At 40.0% G+C, this 18,493-nt stretch carries 15 protein-coding genes and 1 riboswitch; of the genes, 8 read left to right on the top strand and 7 right to left on the bottom strand.

Features of this window, described 5'->3' with window-relative positions:
* The first annotated feature begins 4 nt into the window (after nucleotides 1-4).
* From QE450_RS18315 to hcp, 5 genes are all read left to right on the top strand, one after another.
* A complete protein-coding gene (locus QE450_RS18315) occupies nucleotides 5-1,468 on the top strand; it encodes a glycoside hydrolase family 32 protein (RefSeq protein WP_307301125.1) in 1,464 nt (487 codons plus the stop codon).
* 46 nt (nucleotides 1,469-1,514) lie between these two features.
* Nucleotides 1,515-4,130: a glycoside hydrolase family 32 protein gene (locus QE450_RS18310; protein WP_307301123.1), complete on the top strand. Its 2,616-nt coding sequence runs from the start codon at nucleotides 1,515-1,517 to the stop codon at nucleotides 4,128-4,130.
* A 108-nt stretch (nucleotides 4,131-4,238) separates the two neighbouring features.
* Nucleotides 4,239-5,108 carry a stalk domain-containing protein gene (locus QE450_RS18305; RefSeq protein ID WP_307301121.1) on the top strand — a complete coding sequence of 290 codons (870 nt, stop codon included), beginning with the start codon at nucleotides 4,239-4,241 and terminating at the stop codon, nucleotides 5,106-5,108.
* Between the two features lie 347 nt (nucleotides 5,109-5,455).
* The gene (locus QE450_RS18300) at nucleotides 5,456-6,871 is read left to right on the top strand and encodes an MATE family efflux transporter (RefSeq protein ID WP_273613960.1); all 1,416 of its coding nucleotides are present in this window, start codon (nucleotides 5,456-5,458) and stop codon (nucleotides 6,869-6,871) included.
* 235 nt (nucleotides 6,872-7,106) lie between these two features.
* Nucleotides 7,107-8,393: a hydroxylamine reductase gene (gene hcp, locus QE450_RS18295; RefSeq protein WP_307301118.1), complete on the top strand. Its 1,287-nt coding sequence runs from the start codon at nucleotides 7,107-7,109 to the stop codon at nucleotides 8,391-8,393.
* Here the strand turns inward: hcp and QE450_RS18290 are convergent.
* From QE450_RS18290 to QE450_RS18275, 4 genes are all read right to left on the bottom strand, one after another.
* Entirely contained in the window at nucleotides 8,390-9,430 is a 1,041-nt protein-coding gene (locus tag QE450_RS18290; RefSeq protein ID WP_307301116.1) for a MerR family transcriptional regulator, read from the bottom strand. The genes hcp and QE450_RS18290 overlap by 4 nt on opposite strands.
* 59 nt (nucleotides 9,431-9,489) lie before the next feature.
* Entirely contained in the window at nucleotides 9,490-9,942 is a 453-nt protein-coding gene (locus QE450_RS18285; protein ID WP_204826092.1) for a DUF4385 domain-containing protein, read from the bottom strand.
* Between the two features lie 178 nt (nucleotides 9,943-10,120).
* Nucleotides 10,121-11,623: an N-acetylglucosamine-specific PTS transporter subunit IIBC gene (nagE, locus tag QE450_RS18280; protein WP_307301113.1), complete on the bottom strand. Its 1,503-nt coding sequence runs from the start codon at nucleotides 11,621-11,623 to the stop codon at nucleotides 10,121-10,123.
* 124 nt (nucleotides 11,624-11,747) lie between these two features.
* Nucleotides 11,748-12,608, bottom strand: a complete 861-nt coding sequence (locus tag QE450_RS18275) for a BglG family transcription antiterminator (RefSeq protein ID WP_273613956.1) — start codon at nucleotides 12,606-12,608, stop codon at nucleotides 11,748-11,750.
* Nucleotides 12,609-13,027: 419 nt separating this feature from the next.
* Nucleotides 13,028-13,127, top strand: a riboswitch (purine riboswitch).
* Between the two features lie 117 nt (nucleotides 13,128-13,244).
* Here QE450_RS18275 and QE450_RS18270 point away from each other — a divergent pair.
* The 3 genes from QE450_RS18270 (at nucleotide 13,245) to QE450_RS18260 (ending at nucleotide 16,282) form a co-directional block, all read left to right on the top strand.
* Nucleotides 13,245-14,423 (top strand): MFS transporter, encoded by a 1,179-nt coding sequence (locus tag QE450_RS18270; protein ID WP_273613955.1) that lies wholly within the window; start codon nucleotides 13,245-13,247, stop codon nucleotides 14,421-14,423.
* 213 nt (nucleotides 14,424-14,636) lie between these two features.
* Nucleotides 14,637-15,242: a DUF1349 domain-containing protein gene (locus QE450_RS18265; RefSeq protein ID WP_307301109.1), complete on the top strand. Its 606-nt coding sequence runs from the start codon at nucleotides 14,637-14,639 to the stop codon at nucleotides 15,240-15,242.
* A gap of 260 nt (nucleotides 15,243-15,502) precedes the next feature.
* Nucleotides 15,503-16,282: a DUF2087 domain-containing protein gene (locus QE450_RS18260; RefSeq protein ID WP_274171611.1), complete on the top strand. Its 780-nt coding sequence runs from the start codon at nucleotides 15,503-15,505 to the stop codon at nucleotides 16,280-16,282.
* Between the two features lie 118 nt (nucleotides 16,283-16,400).
* On the opposite strand, the gene QE450_RS18255 is transcribed toward QE450_RS18260, so the two are convergent.
* The 3 genes from QE450_RS18255 to QE450_RS18245 form a co-directional block, all read right to left on the bottom strand.
* Nucleotides 16,401-16,865, bottom strand: a complete 465-nt coding sequence (locus QE450_RS18255; RefSeq protein WP_273613952.1) for an AbrB/MazE/SpoVT family DNA-binding domain-containing protein — start codon at nucleotides 16,863-16,865, stop codon at nucleotides 16,401-16,403.
* Between the two features lie 514 nt (nucleotides 16,866-17,379).
* Nucleotides 17,380-18,060, bottom strand: a complete 681-nt coding sequence (locus tag QE450_RS18250) for a CidB/LrgB family autolysis modulator (protein WP_274171612.1) — start codon at nucleotides 18,058-18,060, stop codon at nucleotides 17,380-17,382.
* On the bottom strand, nucleotides 18,057-18,428 hold the full coding sequence (locus tag QE450_RS18245; protein ID WP_273613951.1) for a CidA/LrgA family protein: 372 nt from the start codon (nucleotides 18,426-18,428) through the stop codon (nucleotides 18,057-18,059). Before QE450_RS18245 ends, QE450_RS18250 begins: the two co-directional genes overlap by 4 nt.
* Between the last annotated feature and the right edge of the window lie 65 nt (nucleotides 18,429-18,493).

The raw sequence follows: 18,493 nt of genomic DNA, 5'->3' as shown, positions 1-18,493 counted from the left end.
TATTATGATTATTCAATCACAAGAAAAATACCGACCGCTATATCATTTTACCCCTCAGCAAGGGTGGATCAATGATCCGAATGGATTGGTCTACTTTAATGATGAGTATCATCTCTTTTTTCAATATCATCCCGATGGAACAACATGGGGACCGATGCATTGGGGACATGCGATCAGTTCAGATCTAGTGAACTGGCAGGAACAATCTATCGCACTGGCACCTGATGAGTACGGCACTATTTTCTCGGGCAGTGCAGTGGTCGATTGGCACGATTCTACAGGCTTTTTTGGCGGGCAAGCTGGATTAGTCGCTATCTTTACCCATCATGATCATAACCATGAATTGGATCGTGCGCAGCAACGACAAAGTCTAGCATACAGTCTGGATGCAGGTCGAACATGGATCAAATATCAGGGTAATCCTGTATTAGAACATAAGGAACTGATCGATTTTCGTGATCCCAAAGTATTCTGGCATCAGGCTACGGAACAGTGGATTATGATTCTGGCTTGCGGGCAAACGGTTCATTTGTATCGTTCACCGAATTTGAAAGAGTGGACATTTCTTAGTGAATTTGGAGAAGGGATAGGTTCGCATGATGGAGTGTGGGAATGCCCTGATCTGTTCCCATTAGTGGTCGATGGTCAGTCGGCAATCACCAAATGGGTGATGTTAGTCAGTATTGGAAGCAGTGATGAATATGTCGAAGGGTCACGAACTCAATATTTTATCGGAGACTTTGATGGAACTACATTTACACCGGATGCTTCTTCTTATAAGGTGCGCTGGCTTGATTATGGGCGAGATCATTATGCAGGTGTATGCTGGTCAGATATTCCGGCTGAAGATGGTCGGCGTATATGTATCGGCTGGATGAGCAATTGGAAATATGCCAATCTAACACCTACCGAATTGTGGCGTGGGGCGATGTCTTTACCGCGCGAACTTACGTTAGAACAGCGAGCACAAGGCATAACCCTTATTCAACAACCTGTACAAGAATTACTCCCGATGCGTAACACGATACTGTCGTTAGAACACGTCACTATCGCAGACATTCAGAGCAAGCTGAACACTTTACAGTTGGAAAGTTATGAGATTCATATGACAGCTGATATTTATAGTCAATTTGCTTTGAAATTACGTACATCACAGCACCAAGCGACTGTTGTCGGGTATGAGGGAGATAAAGGTGAAATTTATATTGATCGCACCGATTCAGGAGATCATCATTTCCACCCTGACTTTGCAGGAAAACATATAGCCAACGTGCATCAAGATCAATCGGTAATCGAATTACGTATCTATGTAGATCGCTCTTCTATTGAACTGTTTGCTAATGATGGACAAGTCGTGATCACCGATCTTATTTTTCCAGATCATGATGCACAGGGATTAGATATTCAATCACTCGGTCAAGATCTACCAGTGGCATCATTTCATATCTATCAGCTAATGCCTTCTTGATCCAACAATCTCGTATCATCATAGGCGCATAGAGAGGAAAGAACAGATGAAGCATACAGGTATCTTATCTATCTTCACGTATAGATTGATAGCGGTCATCATGCTGATATTATGCAGTCTCAGTCTGGTAGGGATAACTTCTGCACAGGCGACAGCAACACCAGAGGCTACTCTTGTATCAAGTAGTGCAGTAACGATTACTCAGGCCAAAACCAATATCTCCTCATGGATGATCAAAGGAAAAGGAACGATGAGAGACAGTACAGCAGGGATCGTATTAACTTCAGATACCAAAGAAAATGTCAGTGCGATATCAGCGACATTATCGGCTGATTTTGTCTATGAAGCCGATGTGACTATTCAAAATATGCAGACAGATGCTTCACTTGTTTTTCGCTCTGATGCTGAAGGTGGAGCTGGTTACTGGTTACAGATTAAGCCAACATCCGGGCAGATTCAGCTTCGAGATGCTTCAGGAACGAATAGCACTTTGCAACAGTCATATGATGTCGATGTTCAAGCTGGGCAGACGTATCATTTGAAAGTCAAAGCCAGTGGCTCTCAGTTAAGCGTCTATTGGGATAAGCAGTATCGTCCTGTCATGCAAGTAACAGATACCACTTATCATTCAGGGTATCTGGGCTTGCATGTATGGGATGGAAGTGTAACTTTTCAAAATGTTATTCTTAGCGACCTCAATACCAATCTAAAAACCCCTTTACTGACTACAGGGATATGGATGCCTCATATCTCTGGAAAGATTGTCACTGCAACGCAAGAGTCTATAAAAGTATACAATTTGCGTTCAACCGATCTGATCGCCGAAGCAGATATTTCGTTTGCAGACAATAGACAGGGCAGTACAGCAGGTCTGATTTTCCATGCTAACGATAAAGCGACTACAGGTTATATCGCTTATCTACGCAATCAAGGCAATACTATCAGTGTCGAGTTGAGAAAAAGAGATGGAACACTGATCGCCAAATCTGCTCAAAATTATATGCATCAGCTCAGCAGTAATCATCATCTAGAAATTCGAATGATCCAAAATCGTATTCAGGTCTTTGTCGATGGATACACACCAGCCGCTATTACAGTAACAGACAACAGTTATACCCAAGGGTATACCGGTATGATTGCGCAAGGCGGTCAGATTATTTTTCAAGATGTGTTTGTTACAGCACCAGCCGATTATTATACAGAACAATATCGTCCACAATATCATTATTCTGCTTCACGTAACTGGATCAGCGATCCAAATGGAATGGTGTACTTTGAAGGTGAATATCATTTATTTTATCAAGATGGAGGACAATGGGGGCATTCGGTAAGCACAGATCTTGTTCACTGGAAAAGGCTTCCGTTTGCTCTGAAATGGAATGATCTAGGGCATATCTGGTCAGGATCGGCTATCGCTGATACTACGAATGCTTCCGGTCTATTTGGTTCTTCGGGTGGCAAAGGATTGATTGCTTACTACACTTCTTATGATCCTGATGCGCCTAATGGAAATCAGAAAATAGGATTAGCTTACAGCACAGATAAAGGACGCACATGGCAATATTCACAAGACCATCCCATTGTTATTCAAAATCCAGGTCATACGTCTACTGAAGCTGGTGGATGGGACTTTCGTGATCCTAAAGTAGTAAGAGACGAAGCCAATCAACGCTGGGTGATGGTGGTGTCTGGCGGAGATCATATTCGCTTTTTTACTTCAACCAATTTGATCGATTGGACATGGACAGATAATTTTGGCTATGGTGATTATATTCGAGGTGGAGTATGGGAATGCCCTGATCTATTTCCTTTACCAGACGATCAAGGGCATATCAAATGGGTGTTGATGATCAGCACAGGAGCCAATCCGCAAACAGCAGGTTCAGATGCAGAATACTTTATCGGGGATCTCACTCCTGCGGGTACATTTATCAATAGCAATCCAGCTGGTAAAGTATTAAAAGTAGACTGGGGAAAAGAGTTTTATGCGGCGATGTCATTTGCTCATATACCGGATGGACGACGGATAACGATGGCGTGGATGACCAATTGGGATTATCCATTTGCTTTTCCAACAACAGCATGGAAAGGTGAAATGACGATTCCGCGAGAATTATCATTATGCAATACAGCAGAAGGCTTACGTTTATTCCAAAAACCACTGACTGAACTATCTTCGTTACGAACACCTTTACGAACGATTACGAATCAAGTGATCTCAGAGCAGTCGCCTAATGTATTGGCTGATCTGCAAGCAGGGAGTTATGAGATTGAAGCCGAAATCGAATTACCAGCAACTCACCCAGCACAAGCTTGGGGATTTGAAGTGCGTAAAGGCAATAACCACAAAACAGATATCGGCTATAACAGTGCAGAGCAGTCACTATTTATCGATCGATCGTTGTCAGGCAATACTAGCTTTGCTGAATTATTTTCGAAAAGGCAATCTGCAATCCTACAACCGATCAATCGCCGAGTCCAATTACGTATCTTTGTCGATGCTTCTTCGGTTGAAGTATTTGCCAATGATGGTCAGGTTGTTTTTTCTGATCTGATTTTGCCAGATTCACAGGATACCGGTATGCGTTTGTATAGCAAAAATGGAGAAATCAAAATCATAAATGTAACCGTGTATCGTCTTCAAAGTATCTGGAAACTATAATATTAATAAAAACTATTTTAATCCAGTTATAACATATAATTGTTTCTCTTCCGCTGACCGATATTACTAATACTAACTTCATTAGTAATCAGCAGGAGGGGAACAATTATGTCTAAAAAGAAGTGGATTATTCCTATTTATATAGCGGCTATGGCATTAACAGGATCAGCTGGCGTCTATGCAAGTTCTACACTCGAAAGTATTACAGCTTCGCTTAATCATAATCTTAATATTGAAATCAGTGGTAAAGCGTATAAGCCGACCGGACCCAATGGAGAATCGCTGTCTCCGATTGTGTATCAAGGAACGACTTATTTACCAGTGCGTTCAATCAGTGAAGCGTTAAATACAGATGTAAATTATGATTCAAGTAACAACAAAATTTCGATCACACCCAAGTCTAGCGCTAGTGCCAATAGCAAACCTGCTAGCACTTCAAACAGCACTTCAACGACTCCCAATGCTGCCACGACGACTCCAACCGTAACCGATAAAGCTAGTATCAATACATCTACACCATCTGCTACCACACCGCCACCTGCTATAGAAACATTGAATCCGAATGATAGCGGTCGTATTGATGCCGCAGGCACAGCTCCAGAAGTAGTAACTAATATTGTACCTGTGAATCCAGCACTGAGCATAGTGAACACACCGTTGATTACGACCAAATATTTGCCACTGGATTTCCCTTTCCCATCCGATGCGACATCGATTAGCTTACGAGAATCGGTAGCAGGCGATAAAAAGCAATTGTTAATGATCTATGCAACTCAAATGGATCTCGTTACACTTGGAAAAGCATATCAAGCTTATTATGGTGCGCAAGGTGTAGTGGAATCCAATAACCGTATTCAGCCGGATGCACTTAGTCTAGTTGGCACCAAAGATGATGCATTTGGCGTTTCTATTCAAGGCAATCCACGTTCTGTAGCTCCAGGTTACAATCAGATTCGAGTCACTTTAGTACAACAATAATAGAAAAAACTAATCAAGCATACGACCTTGTTATTATTCAAGGCATCGTATGCTTTTTTGTTGATCATAGCGTGAAAACGATACTGTAAAATGATTGAAAATCATACCTTTTCATGAGAAAAGCTTCACAATACCCACTTTGAGCAAATTAGAATCAAAAAACATGTAAAATTTTCAGAAAATTTCAAAATAGGTAGTGCATTCGCAAAAATAGTGTGCTAAGATACCAAGAGTTTAAGAGGAACCCGTCGGAATTGTTTGAAAAACGTTATGTAAAAACGTGAAAATAAACAGGCTGATAGCCTGTATAAGTAACACCCGAATATGAACAAAAGGAAGGTGATTTCATGAGCGCTATGACATCCACCAATGAAAGCAACGCAGTAATTAACAAACAATTTAATCTTTTCCGGTTAACATGGCCGATCTTTTTAGAAGTATTTCTGTTCATGTTAATGGGAATTGTTGATACTTTAATGTTAAGTGATGTATCGGATAATGCAGTCGCTGCTGTTGGAACATCCAATCAGGTTATCTCTATTGCAATACTGGTATTGGAAGTGATCGGGAACGGAGCAGCAATCGTTGTCGCACAATATATAGGTTCTCGCAAAGTGTTAGAAGCAAGTCGTATTACAGCAGTAGCGATTACGCTTAATTTAACAGTTGGATTGTTGCTCAGTGGTACATTCCTTTTGTTGGGCGGACATTTAATGGAGAAAATGCATTTGCAAGGTGAGATTCTTGCACTTGCTGAAAGTTATATAGCGATTGTTGGTGGAGCGATTTTCTTACAAGCGTTGATCAACACATTAGCAGCAGTGATTCGTACGTATGGATTTACGAAAGAAACGATGTTTGTATCGGTATTTATGAACGTGATTCACGTGGTCGGTAACTACCTGTTGATCTTCGGTCACTGGGGTCTGCCACAAATGGGTGTACAAGGTGCAGCGATCTCTACGATTGTCAGTCGTCTAATCTGTGCAGTGATTTTCTTCTGGTTATTGTATCGTGTGATGGAAGTACGTATTCAGATTAAAGATTACTTCCGTATGACCAAGAAATATATTATGCAAATTTTGAAAATCGGTGTACCTTCTGCGGTAGAACAAGTAACCTACCAATTATGTCAGTTGGTATTTGTATTCTATGTTACGTATCTAGGTAGTGAAGCAATGGCTTCCCGTCAGTATGCTAACAATATCTCGACCTTTATCTATCTGTTCAGTATTGCGATCGGAATGGGGACAGCGATTATTGTTGGTCGTCTTGTTGGAGCGAATCTGAAAGACCAAGCGTACAAACGGGTATGGTCCAGTGTGAAATGGGCGATGGCGGCTACACTGGTGATGGATATTTTGATTATCATTTTCCGCGTGCCATTGATCGGCATGTTCACAGATAATCCTGAAATTATTCGAATGGCATCACAGGTTATATTGCTCAGCTTCTTACTAGAGACCGGACGAACCTGTAATATCGTTATTATTAACTCGCTTCGTGCATCAGGAGATGCCAAGTTCCCTGTCTATATGGGATTAATCTCGATGGTGTGCATGAGCTTGCCACTTGGATATCTATTTGTTTTCAAAATGAATCTAGGGCTTGCAGGCATCTGGTTAGCGATTGCGGCAGATGAATGGGTACGTGCTGTTATTATGTACTTCCGCTGGAAGAGCAGAGCATGGGAGAAACATTCTCTTATTCAGCATGATGAACCGGAATCATTAGATAATGTTCCGGCTGTTGCATCGGTATAATATCATTATTAAGATGGATCGGTAAAAGATAACAATATCGTACAAACCGTTTTAGTGCTTTTTCTACACTCTGTAGAAAGTGCTAAAACGGTTTTTTGTATTCTATTTTTATGTAGGTATACACTTGGTCACATCTGATGATTATTTTGCAAAAAGTGATTACAATCACCCTGCCTCTTTGGGTATCCGTCTATGCTTGAATCAAAGAAACATACAACTAAGGGGGATACACATCATGTTTTGTTATCAATGTGAACAGACACCAGCAGGTGGTTGCAAAGTGATCGGCGTATGCGGGAAAAATGAGACGGTAGCCAGTCTGCAAGATACGATTATTTTCGGACTTAAAGGGGTAGCGGCTTACGCTACACATGCTCGTCAATTAGGATATACTCATCCAGAAGTTGACCGCATCACCCATGAAGCATTGTATTTAACGTTAACCAATTCCAACTTTAATGTACAAGAACATATCGAGATGGCGTTGCAAGTCGGACAAGCGACTCTTCATATTATGGATACACTGGATCAAGCACATACCGATCGCTTTGGAATTCCTCAGCCAGTGACAGTCAGTTCGAATCAAGTCGAAGGCAAATGTATCGTTGTGACAGGACATAATCTATTTGCTCTAGAAGCTTTATTACAACAGACCGAAGGACTGGGCATCAATATCTATACTCACTCGGAAATGTTGCCAGCACATGGCTATCCTCATCTCAAAAAGTACACTCATCTTAAAGGCAATATCGGTAAAGCATGGTATGATCAGCGCCGTTTATTTGAAAATTTCCCCGGAGCTATCTTAGCGACAACCAATTGTGTAATGCCGATTAAAGGTAGTTATGCAGATCGCTTTTTCACTTATGGAGTGACAGGGTTAGAAGGGGTTACTAAGATAGAGACCGAGGACTTCAGCGAAGTGATCGCCAGAGCATTATCTTTACCTGAAGCACATATGCAATCCGATGCTGTTATGACCACAGGCTATCATCATGCGAATGTACTAGGATTAGCACCGGAGATTATTGAAGCTGTTCAAAGTAAAAAGATTCGTCATTTCTTCGTGATCGCAGGTTGTGATGCACCGGGCAAAGGTGGAGATTATTATCGTGAACTTGCAACCTCACTTCCGCAAGACACCGTCATCTTAACGACTTCTTGTGGTAAATTCCGCTTTAACGATGTTGATTATGGCACAGTACCTGGCACAGACATTCCTCGTTATATGGACTTGGGGCAATGTAATAATTCAGGTTCCACTGTCAAAATAGCGATGGCACTTGCTGAAGCATTCGGTTGTACGATGGCTGAATTGCCTGTCAGTATTGTATTATCATGGTTTGAACAAAAAGCAGTAGCGATTTTACTTGGCTTATTCAGTCTAGGGATTCAAGACATTCGGATTGGGCCGAAGCCACCTGAATTTATTTCAGACGGTGTGATGGAAGTATTGCAATCGACATTTGGACTGAAATTAATCGGCGATGCGGCGACTGATATGGCAGATATGCTTTCTTAATGTAAAGAAACCGCCAGCACACAGCCCACTTCCTGCTCAATCGTATGATATTTAGTGATATATCCATGTTCTTCAAACCACTGTTGCAAAGCAGGATGTTGCCATTGATGATGATAAGCAGATTGATGTTCAAGATCATTAGCAGATGAATCAATTAATGAATCTTCTACAACCGCTTGATCAACAATCAGACGGTCTGTCAAACAAAGTCGTCCATGTGGCTTGAGTACACGATGGATCTCGGTCAGTGCTAACAATTGCTGTTGTTGATTCAAATGTCTGAATGTAAAGCTAGATACGACAAAATGGAAATGATCATCTGGATAAGGAATCGCTAGCATATTGCCTATCCTTGTCTCGATCATCGGGAATTTGTGCTGGCACTGCTTGAGCATTTCCTGTGATTGATCGACACCAGACATATGCACACCTGATGCTACTAATTTGCCAGCTAGATTACCTGTACCAATGCCGAGATCAAGTCCATGTTCACCGGCTGTAGCATGAATAAATGTTGCTGTAGAGGTCAGTGCTTGCTCATAATGAGGATATTCTTCACGACGAGTATGCACATCCTGGTCATGAGTAATCGCACGCTGATCGAAGTCCCACTGATCTTGCCAGTTCTGGCGCAATTCACGTAAATGTTTGGCTTGATCCGCCAGATGATAAATCTCTTGAATGGGCAAAGTCTGCTGGGTCTGCAATAGATGTATCATTTGCTCGGTCGTTTCTGCCATGCGTTTCATTTCTAGCCATTGTGTTGTGAGTAGTGAACGCTGTAATTTCAGATAATAACGCAGACGCTGACTATCTGGTAATCCTTGCGGTTCTAACGCTTGCTTGATCTCCTTGATCGCCATACCGGCTTCACGAAGCGCTATAATCGTCTGTAAGCGCCAGATATCTTCTTCTCCGAAGATACGATACTGATTGTGTTCACGCTGGACTGAAGGCAATAGGCCATGTTGTTCGTAAAAGCGGATCGTGCGTGTTGAGATACCCAGACGCTTAGACAATTCATTGATTTTCAACAAAATCAGCTTCCTTTAGTGTGAAATTATACTCCATCATATCATGAACGATTAGAAGAACATCAGCCGTATTTCTGCTGATGTTCTTTTTTCATACGGATATAATCGGGATCTACTTTGGCTTCATCCCATTTCACTTTGAAAATGCGAGCGGCTTCGGCTTTGATCGGATCATCGGTATAAGGAAGAATCTCACCGTTCTCATCATATTTGCGCCCACCTTTGTGATTGGTGTAACGACGTGCGCGGGTATAACCCATTTGTAGAAATTTACGAGCCATATCCATCCCGATAAAATCGTCTTTTTCTTTATATTCCAGAAACATCGCATAGATTTTCTCGGACGATTCGGTAGCAATCTCAGGCGTTTTGAAGCGCCAGTGCGGTAAGATTTCACCTTTGTAGGGCTCAACCATTAAGACACCTTGCTCGCCTTTACCGACTCGATATAATTCAGGCTGTTTGCGTAGATCTAGCTTCGTATAGTCTAACGTATAATCAAATTTCTCAGGCATACTAAGAACTCCTTTGTATAGATAAGTAACTCTCTATTACCCGATTTTGGACAGAGACTTTCAATTATCCATAATAAAAAGCAGATACTCTTATAAAAGAGAATATCTGCTTTTTGTTATAGATCTTATTGTTATATGTTATAAAGTCTATGGGTACGATACGATCTTGTTCAAACGATTATGAATGGTCGCCCATAATATCTTTAATTTCATCTTTGAGTGCATCAGATTTGGTTCCGAAAATAACCTGTACAGCGCCTTGTCCGAGTCGCATGATGCCAGCCGCTCCGAGCTTGCGAAGTTCTGCATCATTGACTTGACGATCATCTTTAACCACCAGACGCAGACGAGTAATACAAGCGTCGATACTTTCGATATTTGGTGAACCGCCTAGTTGATGCAACACTTGAGCCGCTTGGCTATCATTTGCATTAATCTCAGGTTGTGCACTAATCGCCGCAGTGGGTGTCAACGAATCTGAAGGTGTTTTTTCCAGATTAGCAACAGGTTCATCATCTTCACGACCTGGCGTTTTGAGATTGAATTTCACGATTAAGAAGCGGAACAATGTATAGTAGATGACTGCAAAAGCAAGTCCTACAGGAATCATAACCAGTGGATGGGTAGCTAATTTCATATTTACCAGATAATCAATGAGACCTGCTGAGAAACCGAATCCTAATTTAACATTTAACAAATACATAACCAGACCGGATAGACCTGTCAAAATAGCATGTACCAGATATAATCCAGGTGCTACAAACATAAATGCAAATTCTAATGGCTCGGTAATCCCTGTCAAAAACGAAGCGATCGCAGAACCGATAAAGATCGAAGCTACAGCTTTACGTTTTTCTGGACGAGCAGTATGAATAATCGCAAACGCCGCCGCTGGTAAAGCAAACATCATAATCGGGAAGAACCCGGACATAAACATTCCTGCTGATGGATCGCCTGCGAAAAAGCGTGTTAGATCGCCATGTACCACTTCACCAGAAGCATTAGTATAATCACCAATCTGGAACCAAGCGATCGAGTTCAATACATGATGCAGTCCGATCGGAACGAGCAAACGGTTCGCCATACCGAATATAAAAGCACCAATACCGCCAAGCCCTACAACCCATGTACCAAAAATCGCGATCCCGTCTTGAATAGGACTCCAGATCATCCCGAACAATGTAGCAAGAATGATAGTCGTAAATGCAGTAACCATCGGTACAAAACGTTTACCTGAGAAGAACCCTAACCATTCAGGCAATTTGATATTGTAAAAGCGTTGGTATAGATACGCTGACCATAATCCGACCAGTATCCCGCCGAGTACGCCCATGTCTAATTTAACATCATCGCCAATATAACCGAATATCATAGGTACAATACTTAATATTTTGACTAAGATCAGATACGAAATTACTGCCGATAACGCAGCTACTGCATCGCGAGCAATTCCGATCGCTACCCCGATTGCAAAGATAAGTGCCAGATTACTAAAAATGGCTCCTGCGCCTGCTGTCAAAAATGGAGTGATATAGTGATTAATAAATCCTCCGACTGTTGATCCTAACGGAATATCAGTCTCATAATTCAACAATCCCAGACCTTGTAAAATAGCGGCTGCTGGAAGTGTAGCGACTGGAAGCATTAAAGAACGCCCAATCTTTTGCAAAAATCCTAACATTGGTAATCCCCCTTAAATAAATATGATAGATGTATCATGTATACCTACTGCACAACCAAAATAGAAAATGATTCTATATCTTCGCTGTGCAAGTATGCGACTTATCATTCTATAAGCAGCCAGATTAAGGCTGATACGTACGAAAAAGCCGATAAAGATGCATCGTCAAAAAGCATACCTCATCTTCTGGAATCGAGACATTTAGCTCTTTTTCCATTACTACTTTCATTTTATTCGCCAGTATATATTCTTCAGCATACTGTTCTCGTATCGGCTGAATAAGCAGATTTTCTACTAAAGATCCTTGTACAATCCGTTCTAACGAAAAGCGTAGATGGATCATTAAGCGGACTTGATTCATACTTCCTTGTTGAAAAGTAATCTGTTTTTCCTGTTCGATCATCGCTTGTAATTTACCTAGTAAAGTAGACATTTTGACCAATTGTCCTACAGGCACATGACTGACAGCCGAATGGATATGATAAGTGAGAAAGCCTGCTTCGTCTTCAGGAATTTTAATATCAAAAGCACTACAGATCATCTGCAAAGCTTGCAAAGCCACTTCGTATTCTTGCGGAAAACAGACTTGAGTCTCATATAGAAAAGGATTGGTAATCTCCATATGATGACGCACTCGATACACAGTGAATTGGATATGACTTGGCAAAGCCAGATAGATTTTGTTATGCAATGTTTTGTTGAATCGCTGTTCGATCATTTGGATAATCTGATCAGAGACTTCCATCGCTTTATGGTCGATATCTTCAAAAAAACTAGGGTGATTCATCAATTGTTCTCGATCTTCCAAGCGGAAGCGCTTTTCAATACGATCATCATCAGTAGAAAGGGTAGTTTCATTTTTGGCGGCAAAACCAAGCCCTTTACCTAGCAATACATATTCGATATCTGTAGATTCATCAAAAGCCATCACAATATTGTTGCCGACAACTCGCTGTATCGATAGCAACATACTTTCTTTACTCAATGTGGTGAGCCTCCTTTACATCCCTATTCGCTTATCTATTCCATCGAGCAACAGCGAACACGCAAAAAAGAGCCAAGTCACGAATAATAAACGTGTAGAAAGTTCTACAGCATCTGGTATTCGTTGCTTGGCTCATGCCCATTATATGGTAACACGCCGATAACGTTATAAGTTTTTGAATGCGATTTCATTATGTAGCATATAACGAGCACAATTGATCGTCAAGGTTATATTTTACGGAAAATCTCGAATATTTTCCAGAAGTACAGGATTATTCAATAAAATAAAGTTTATTCATCATATTTTGCATAAAAAGCTTGAAAAAAGCCTTAATTTTAAAGAATAGGGGTTGAAATTTCTTCCATAATCAATTACAGTAGTAGACGTTGTTATAGGTTTGTAAGCTTTACCCTAACTAAATAAAATTCATTGATGTATAATGTATAACCTCAATAATATGGTTTGAGGGTCTCTACCAGGAACCGAACAATCCTGATTACAAAATTAAGTGTGCTCGTCGCACCCATCTTTTGTAGTCAGGATTTTTTTGCGTCTTTACGAGCTCAAACTTCTATGGACACTGATGGAATAGACGCAAGTCACTTGCTGACATCAAGAACAAAGGAGAAGATAGATATGAATTTCAAAGTCTTAATATTGACGATTGCTACATTTACTGTTGGTCTGATTGAGTTGATTATCGGTGGTGTATTGCCACAGATCGCTTCTGATCTAAATGTATCTGTAAGTACAGCAGGGCAATTGATTATGATCTATGCGCTTGTTTATGCGATCTCTGGACCAACATTACTAGCATTAACGGCTAAGGTGGAACGGAAAAAGTTATACCTCTGGTCGATGTTAGTATTTACACTGGGTAGTCTGGTTGCTTTTTGGAGCCCGACGTATGGTGTCTTGTTCTTATCTCGTATTATTACAGCGGCAAGTGGTTCGCTGATTGTAACCCTGTCTTTAACGATTGCAGTAAAAATCGTTGCTCCCGAATACCGGGCACGTGTTATCGGTATTATTTCTATGGGTATTAGTTCTTCGATCGTACTGGGCTTGCCTTTCGGCGTACTGGCTGAAGAAGCATTTGGCTGGCGTGTATTGTTCTTAGCCATTGCTGTTTTAACATTAGTCGCAATGGTGGTTGTGCATCTGTTTATGGATCATGTTCCTTTAGAACGTATGCAGACATTGAAGCAACAACTGGCTTCACTCAAAGATATCAAAATCATTAGTGCTCATCTCGTAACGATGCTTACATTAGCAGGGCACTATACATTATATGCGTACCTTACACCTTTCCTTGAAACGATGATGGGCCTTAACTCGAACTGGATCAGTATCGTATACTTTGTATTCGGAATTGCAGCTGTAAGCGGTGGGATGATCGGTGGAGCATTATCAGATCGTCTAGGTAGTAAAAAAAGTATTTTGCTTGTAGTCAGCGTGTTCGCTGTGATTATGTTTACTTTACCAATGGCTAGTCAATACGTGTATATTTTCCCGATTGCCTTGTTTATCTGGGGCGCACTAAGCTGGGCTCTTGCTCCGGCTCAACAAAGTTACTTGATCCAATATGCACCGGAATCTTCTGATATCCAACAAAGCTTTAACTTCTCAGCATTACAAATCGGTATTGCTGTCGGTTCAGCGATGGGTGGCGTATTGATCAAAAATACAGGTAATATCGCTATCAATGCTTGGGTAGGTGGCGGAATTATCGTAGTTGCTTTCGGAATTGCATTATTCTATCTATTGTCCAAACCGGTAAGAGCTCGCAATGTAGCGAATACCATTACCCGTTAATATCTATATTAGGATATAGCATCTTCATTTGTTATTCGATTTATCTGCTGTATATAAACACCGACACGATCTGCGTCTATGATCGTGTCGGTGTTTTTTGGTTATTATAAGCATGGGAATAAAGAGCTATGTGTACAAAAATACAGTGACAGTAGCTATAGACAATGCTATCTTATGCTATGAAAAAACAATACATATCAAAAGGAGACTACGATGCCAAAGACCAATTTCGCCAACTTCAATTGGCTGAATGAAAGTAGTATACGTTTTGAAGAAGAAAAGGTGATTTTGCATGCACCTGCACAAAGTGATTTCTTTTGTAACCATGGCGGAGTATCGGAAGAAGGCATTACGCCTGAATCGCTTACGAATGCGCCTTTCTTTTTTACTGAAGTATCCGGTGATTTTGTGATGCGTGTTCAAGTAGAACATGATTTTCAAGATGTATATGACTCTGCTTCGATTATGATGATGCAAGATGTAGATCTCTGGGCGAAATTATGTTTTGAATACACTGATTTTTATACGCATTCTATCGTCAGTGTAATCACCAATACATTCTCAGATGATGCTAACGGAAATAATGTAGAAGGCAATACTGCATGGCTTCAGATCGCACGTGTTGGACAATCTTTTGCTTTTCATTATTCGTTAGATGGAGTGCGATTTGATATGGTGCGCTTCTTTTATTTACCTGTCGATCAGCAAGTGAAAGTGGGTTTATTGCCACAAGCGCCTACAGGTCAAGGTGGAGAAAGAATCTACTCCAATTTTTCGCTAGAACAACGAACAGTGAAAAATATTAGAATGGGCAAATAACAAATAGATTTCAGGTTGATCCTAAGTATACTTTTAACATGATTTTGTGATATATCTCGCAAAGCTACCTTCGTTGTATACAGGTAGCTTTTTTTGTTATGTATATAGATCTAATTGATAATGATCTAAAATTATTGAATATACATAAACAAAAAAATATAGACAAAACTAAATAATGTTTGCTTTTGTATAAACGTAATCATATAATATCTATGTAATAAGTAGACGAAAATAAGATTTATCTAGAAGGAGACTAGACAATGGAAAAAAATCAGGAAATATCAGATCGGTTCTGGCGAGCTTCATTAACCGATTTGAAGCGAGGGTATGTGCTAGAAGAAGATAATCATTCATTAGGTCGGTTTATCTGTCTGATCGATGGGATGGTATGTGAGAAAGGAGTCATTTACCAGGAAGAAGGAGTCTTTTACGAAGCAGAGCGTTATATGCAACATTATATTCAACAACACCATACGTCGATGTTTTCATACTTGGTAGAGCTGGATAAAAAGTGGACAGGTATGACAGAAATTCAAAGTGGAATGGTGCAATCTTTTTATCAAGGGCGTTCAGATACTGAAATTGTAGCGGAAGTCGGAGGTAGTAAATCGACTATTCGTAATCATCGCTTTGCATTACGAGAGAAAACAAAACAAGCCAAAGTATTTTTAGCGATTATGGAGTTGTTAGAAGAACAGCAAAATGATCCAGCTCCATTGGTATCTGTACATCGCACCGCTACGATGGTGGATGAACGTTATGCAGTAACAGAGAAAGAAAGTCAGGACATTTTGAAGCAATATTTCAAAGAAGGATTAGATGGACCATTATCAGAGTTTCCGCGTAAAGAAAAGCGCAAAATTGTGATTTTACGTCATCTCATGAACGGATTCAATCCGGGTACAAAGTATACAGAAAAAGAAGTAAATGCGGTTCTAAAGCGTTCGTATGCCGATTATGTTACATTACGTCGTTATATGATTGAGTATGGATTTATGGATCGGTTAGATGATGGAAGTCAGTACTGGGTGAAGCAATAAGTGCTCGTTATTTATCTATATCCTCAGTTCATTTTTGTAGTAGTTAGACTTGTAATAAGCGATATAACACAATAAAAAACCCTCTCTGCATTCTAGATTACAGAGAGGGTTTTGGTATTTATTTTGCCCGTAGTTCTTTTTGAATCTGGCAGATACGGCTTTGAGAAATACCTAGAATACGAGCCAATTCATTTTGCGTCGCTTCTGGATTAGCTTTCATCGTATCTTCCACTTTAGTCAGCATTTCCCCCCGTTTACTACGTGATTTGCGTAAAGAAGATTGTAAGTTGCGATTAGGTGTTGGCGCACTGGGCATATCTTCGAGTGCGATATGTTGAGATTCATCACCCATTTGTTCTGTACAATCTCCACAAATAAATTGATCTTTGTAATAGATTAGATCGTCAAATGTTCCGCAAAAGATACATTGAATTCCTTTATGTTTCCGAAAAATAATTTCTTTTTCTGTAATAAAGAATTCCATAGGATCGCTTACACCAATTTCCATAGTGTCCCGTATTTCTTTCGGAATAACGATTCGTCCTAGACTGTCCAGCTGACGGACCATACCGGTTTTTTTCATGAGAAGTTCCTCCGCTTGGTCAAATTTATGAGAGAGAAATTAAAAGTAATTAGAAAAGTAAGTGTGCTTACTTTCTAATAACTGATTTGCATACAGTAATAGTAACATCGAATGTACAGATAAGGAACAAATTTAACATAAAAAATATAGTTCTGATATTTAGTTAACTACATAATTATGCATTAAAACAGTTTAAGATGCTTATTTTCTAACTTGAAAATAAAATTTTTCATAGCAAAATTCAACAAAATAGAGTGTTTTTAATGTAAAAGCAAATACACAGTAAAATATAAAATTTGAAATTATTGTATAAAAATTCATTTAAATATATAATTGTTTATCTTCATATTAGGAATCATTTTGAGCGAATTTATCCTGCTTATCGATTGACAGGAAGGATATAAAAAAAATATGTAACCTTTACTTTGTTATCATACACCGATCTGTACATAGATTCAAACTTCTATCATTAATATAACACTATAAACATATAAAACACAAAAAAAGCTACCTTTTAAGGTAGCATCATCATCATTAATACAGGAGTAGCGGCGAGTGTGAATAGCGCTGCTAAAATCATCGAAATACTAGAAATCGTACCGGTTAAAGAACTAAGCTCAAATGCTTTGGAAGTTCCTGTACCATGTGCTGCTGTACCGAACAAAATTCCTCGTGCAATCTCGCCATCGATTCGTAACCATTTTACAATAAAAGGACCTACAATCGTACCGATCAATCCGGTCATAATCACAAACACTGCTGTTACGGTAGGAACACCGCCGATAGCTTGAGACACATTCATCGCAATCGGTGTTGTAATCGAGCGCGGAATAATACTGCTCATCAGACCGTTATCCAGATGTAATAGCTTCGCTAATAATGCAGAAGAAGTCACCGCTACAATCGAACCGAATAGAACACTGGATACAATCTCAACCGCGTGCTTTTTAAGTGTTTGAATATTTTTGTACAAAGGAATAGCAAAAGCGATTGTAGCAGGCTGTAGTAGCCGGGATAACCATTGTCCACCCTGATTATAAGCTGTATATGGTACATGAATAGTGAGCAAAAGAATCACCAGAACGAGCGGTGTAATCAGCAGTGGAGACAGATAGACACGCGGAAAACGGCGATATATTCGTTTGGTGACCATATAGATTAACAATGTTAGTAATAAAAATAATATAGTATTCATCCTGCGTGACGCTCCTTCCGCTTAGCCATCGTTCCAGCAAGTAACCCTGAACTGACCATCACTAATATCGTGCTGAGTATAACAATAACGACAATCCGTACCCCATCATGTTCTAACATCGGGATATAATTCATAATACCGACCGCTGAAGGAATAAAGAACAACAGCAGTTCAGCAAGCAACCAGTTCGCTCCAAGCTCTACCCATTCGAGCTTAATGACTTTGGTCTGTAACAGTATAAAAACGATAGCAATCCCGATAATGCTACCCGGTACAGGAAGATGCAACCAGCGTACCAACACATTTAACAGTTCAGAAAATCCCATCAGCACAGCAACCTGAAGTATTCCTTTCATGATATTCTTCATCTATATAAAACCTTCTCTCTTAATTGACTACCAATGATTGTTTATATGAAAATTTTACATCTGTT

This window comes from Paenibacillus sp. SORGH_AS_0306, from assembly GCF_030819345.1.
Lineage (GTDB): Bacteria > Bacillota > Bacilli > Paenibacillales > Paenibacillaceae > Saccharibacillus > Saccharibacillus kyungheensis.
The sequence above is the reverse complement of the archived record's forward strand: the minus strand, read 5'-3'. Positions and strand labels throughout refer to the sequence as shown.

Coding starts and splice junctions, on each gene's coding strand:
- QE450_RS18315 (WP_307301125.1), top strand. CDS start 5: ATGATTATTCAATCACAAGAAAAATACCGACCGCTATATCATTTTACC.
- nagE (WP_307301113.1), bottom strand. CDS start 11,623: ATGTTAGGATTTTTGCAAAAGATTGGGCGTTCTTTAATGCTTCCAGTC.
- QE450_RS18265 (WP_307301109.1), top strand. CDS start 14,637: ATGCCAAAGACCAATTTCGCCAACTTCAATTGGCTGAATGAAAGTAGT.
- QE450_RS18260 (WP_274171611.1), top strand. CDS start 15,503: ATGGAAAAAAATCAGGAAATATCAGATCGGTTCTGGCGAGCTTCATTA.
- hcp (WP_307301118.1), top strand. CDS start 7,107: ATGTTTTGTTATCAATGTGAACAGACACCAGCAGGTGGTTGCAAAGTG.
- QE450_RS18310 (WP_307301123.1), top strand. CDS start 1,515: ATGAAGCATACAGGTATCTTATCTATCTTCACGTATAGATTGATAGCG.
- QE450_RS18270 (WP_273613955.1), top strand. CDS start 13,245: ATGAATTTCAAAGTCTTAATATTGACGATTGCTACATTTACTGTTGGT.
- QE450_RS18285 (WP_204826092.1), bottom strand. CDS start 9,942: ATGCCTGAGAAATTTGATTATACGTTAGACTATACGAAGCTAGATCTA.
- QE450_RS18300 (WP_273613960.1), top strand. CDS start 5,456: ATGAGCGCTATGACATCCACCAATGAAAGCAACGCAGTAATTAACAAA.
- QE450_RS18255 (WP_273613952.1), bottom strand. CDS start 16,865: ATGAAAAAAACCGGTATGGTCCGTCAGCTGGACAGTCTAGGACGAATC.
- QE450_RS18250 (WP_274171612.1), bottom strand. CDS start 18,060: ATGAATACTATATTATTTTTATTACTAACATTGTTAATCTATATGGTC.
- QE450_RS18305 (WP_307301121.1), top strand. CDS start 4,239: ATGTCTAAAAAGAAGTGGATTATTCCTATTTATATAGCGGCTATGGCA.
- QE450_RS18245 (WP_273613951.1), bottom strand. CDS start 18,428: ATGAAGAATATCATGAAAGGAATACTTCAGGTTGCTGTGCTGATGGGA.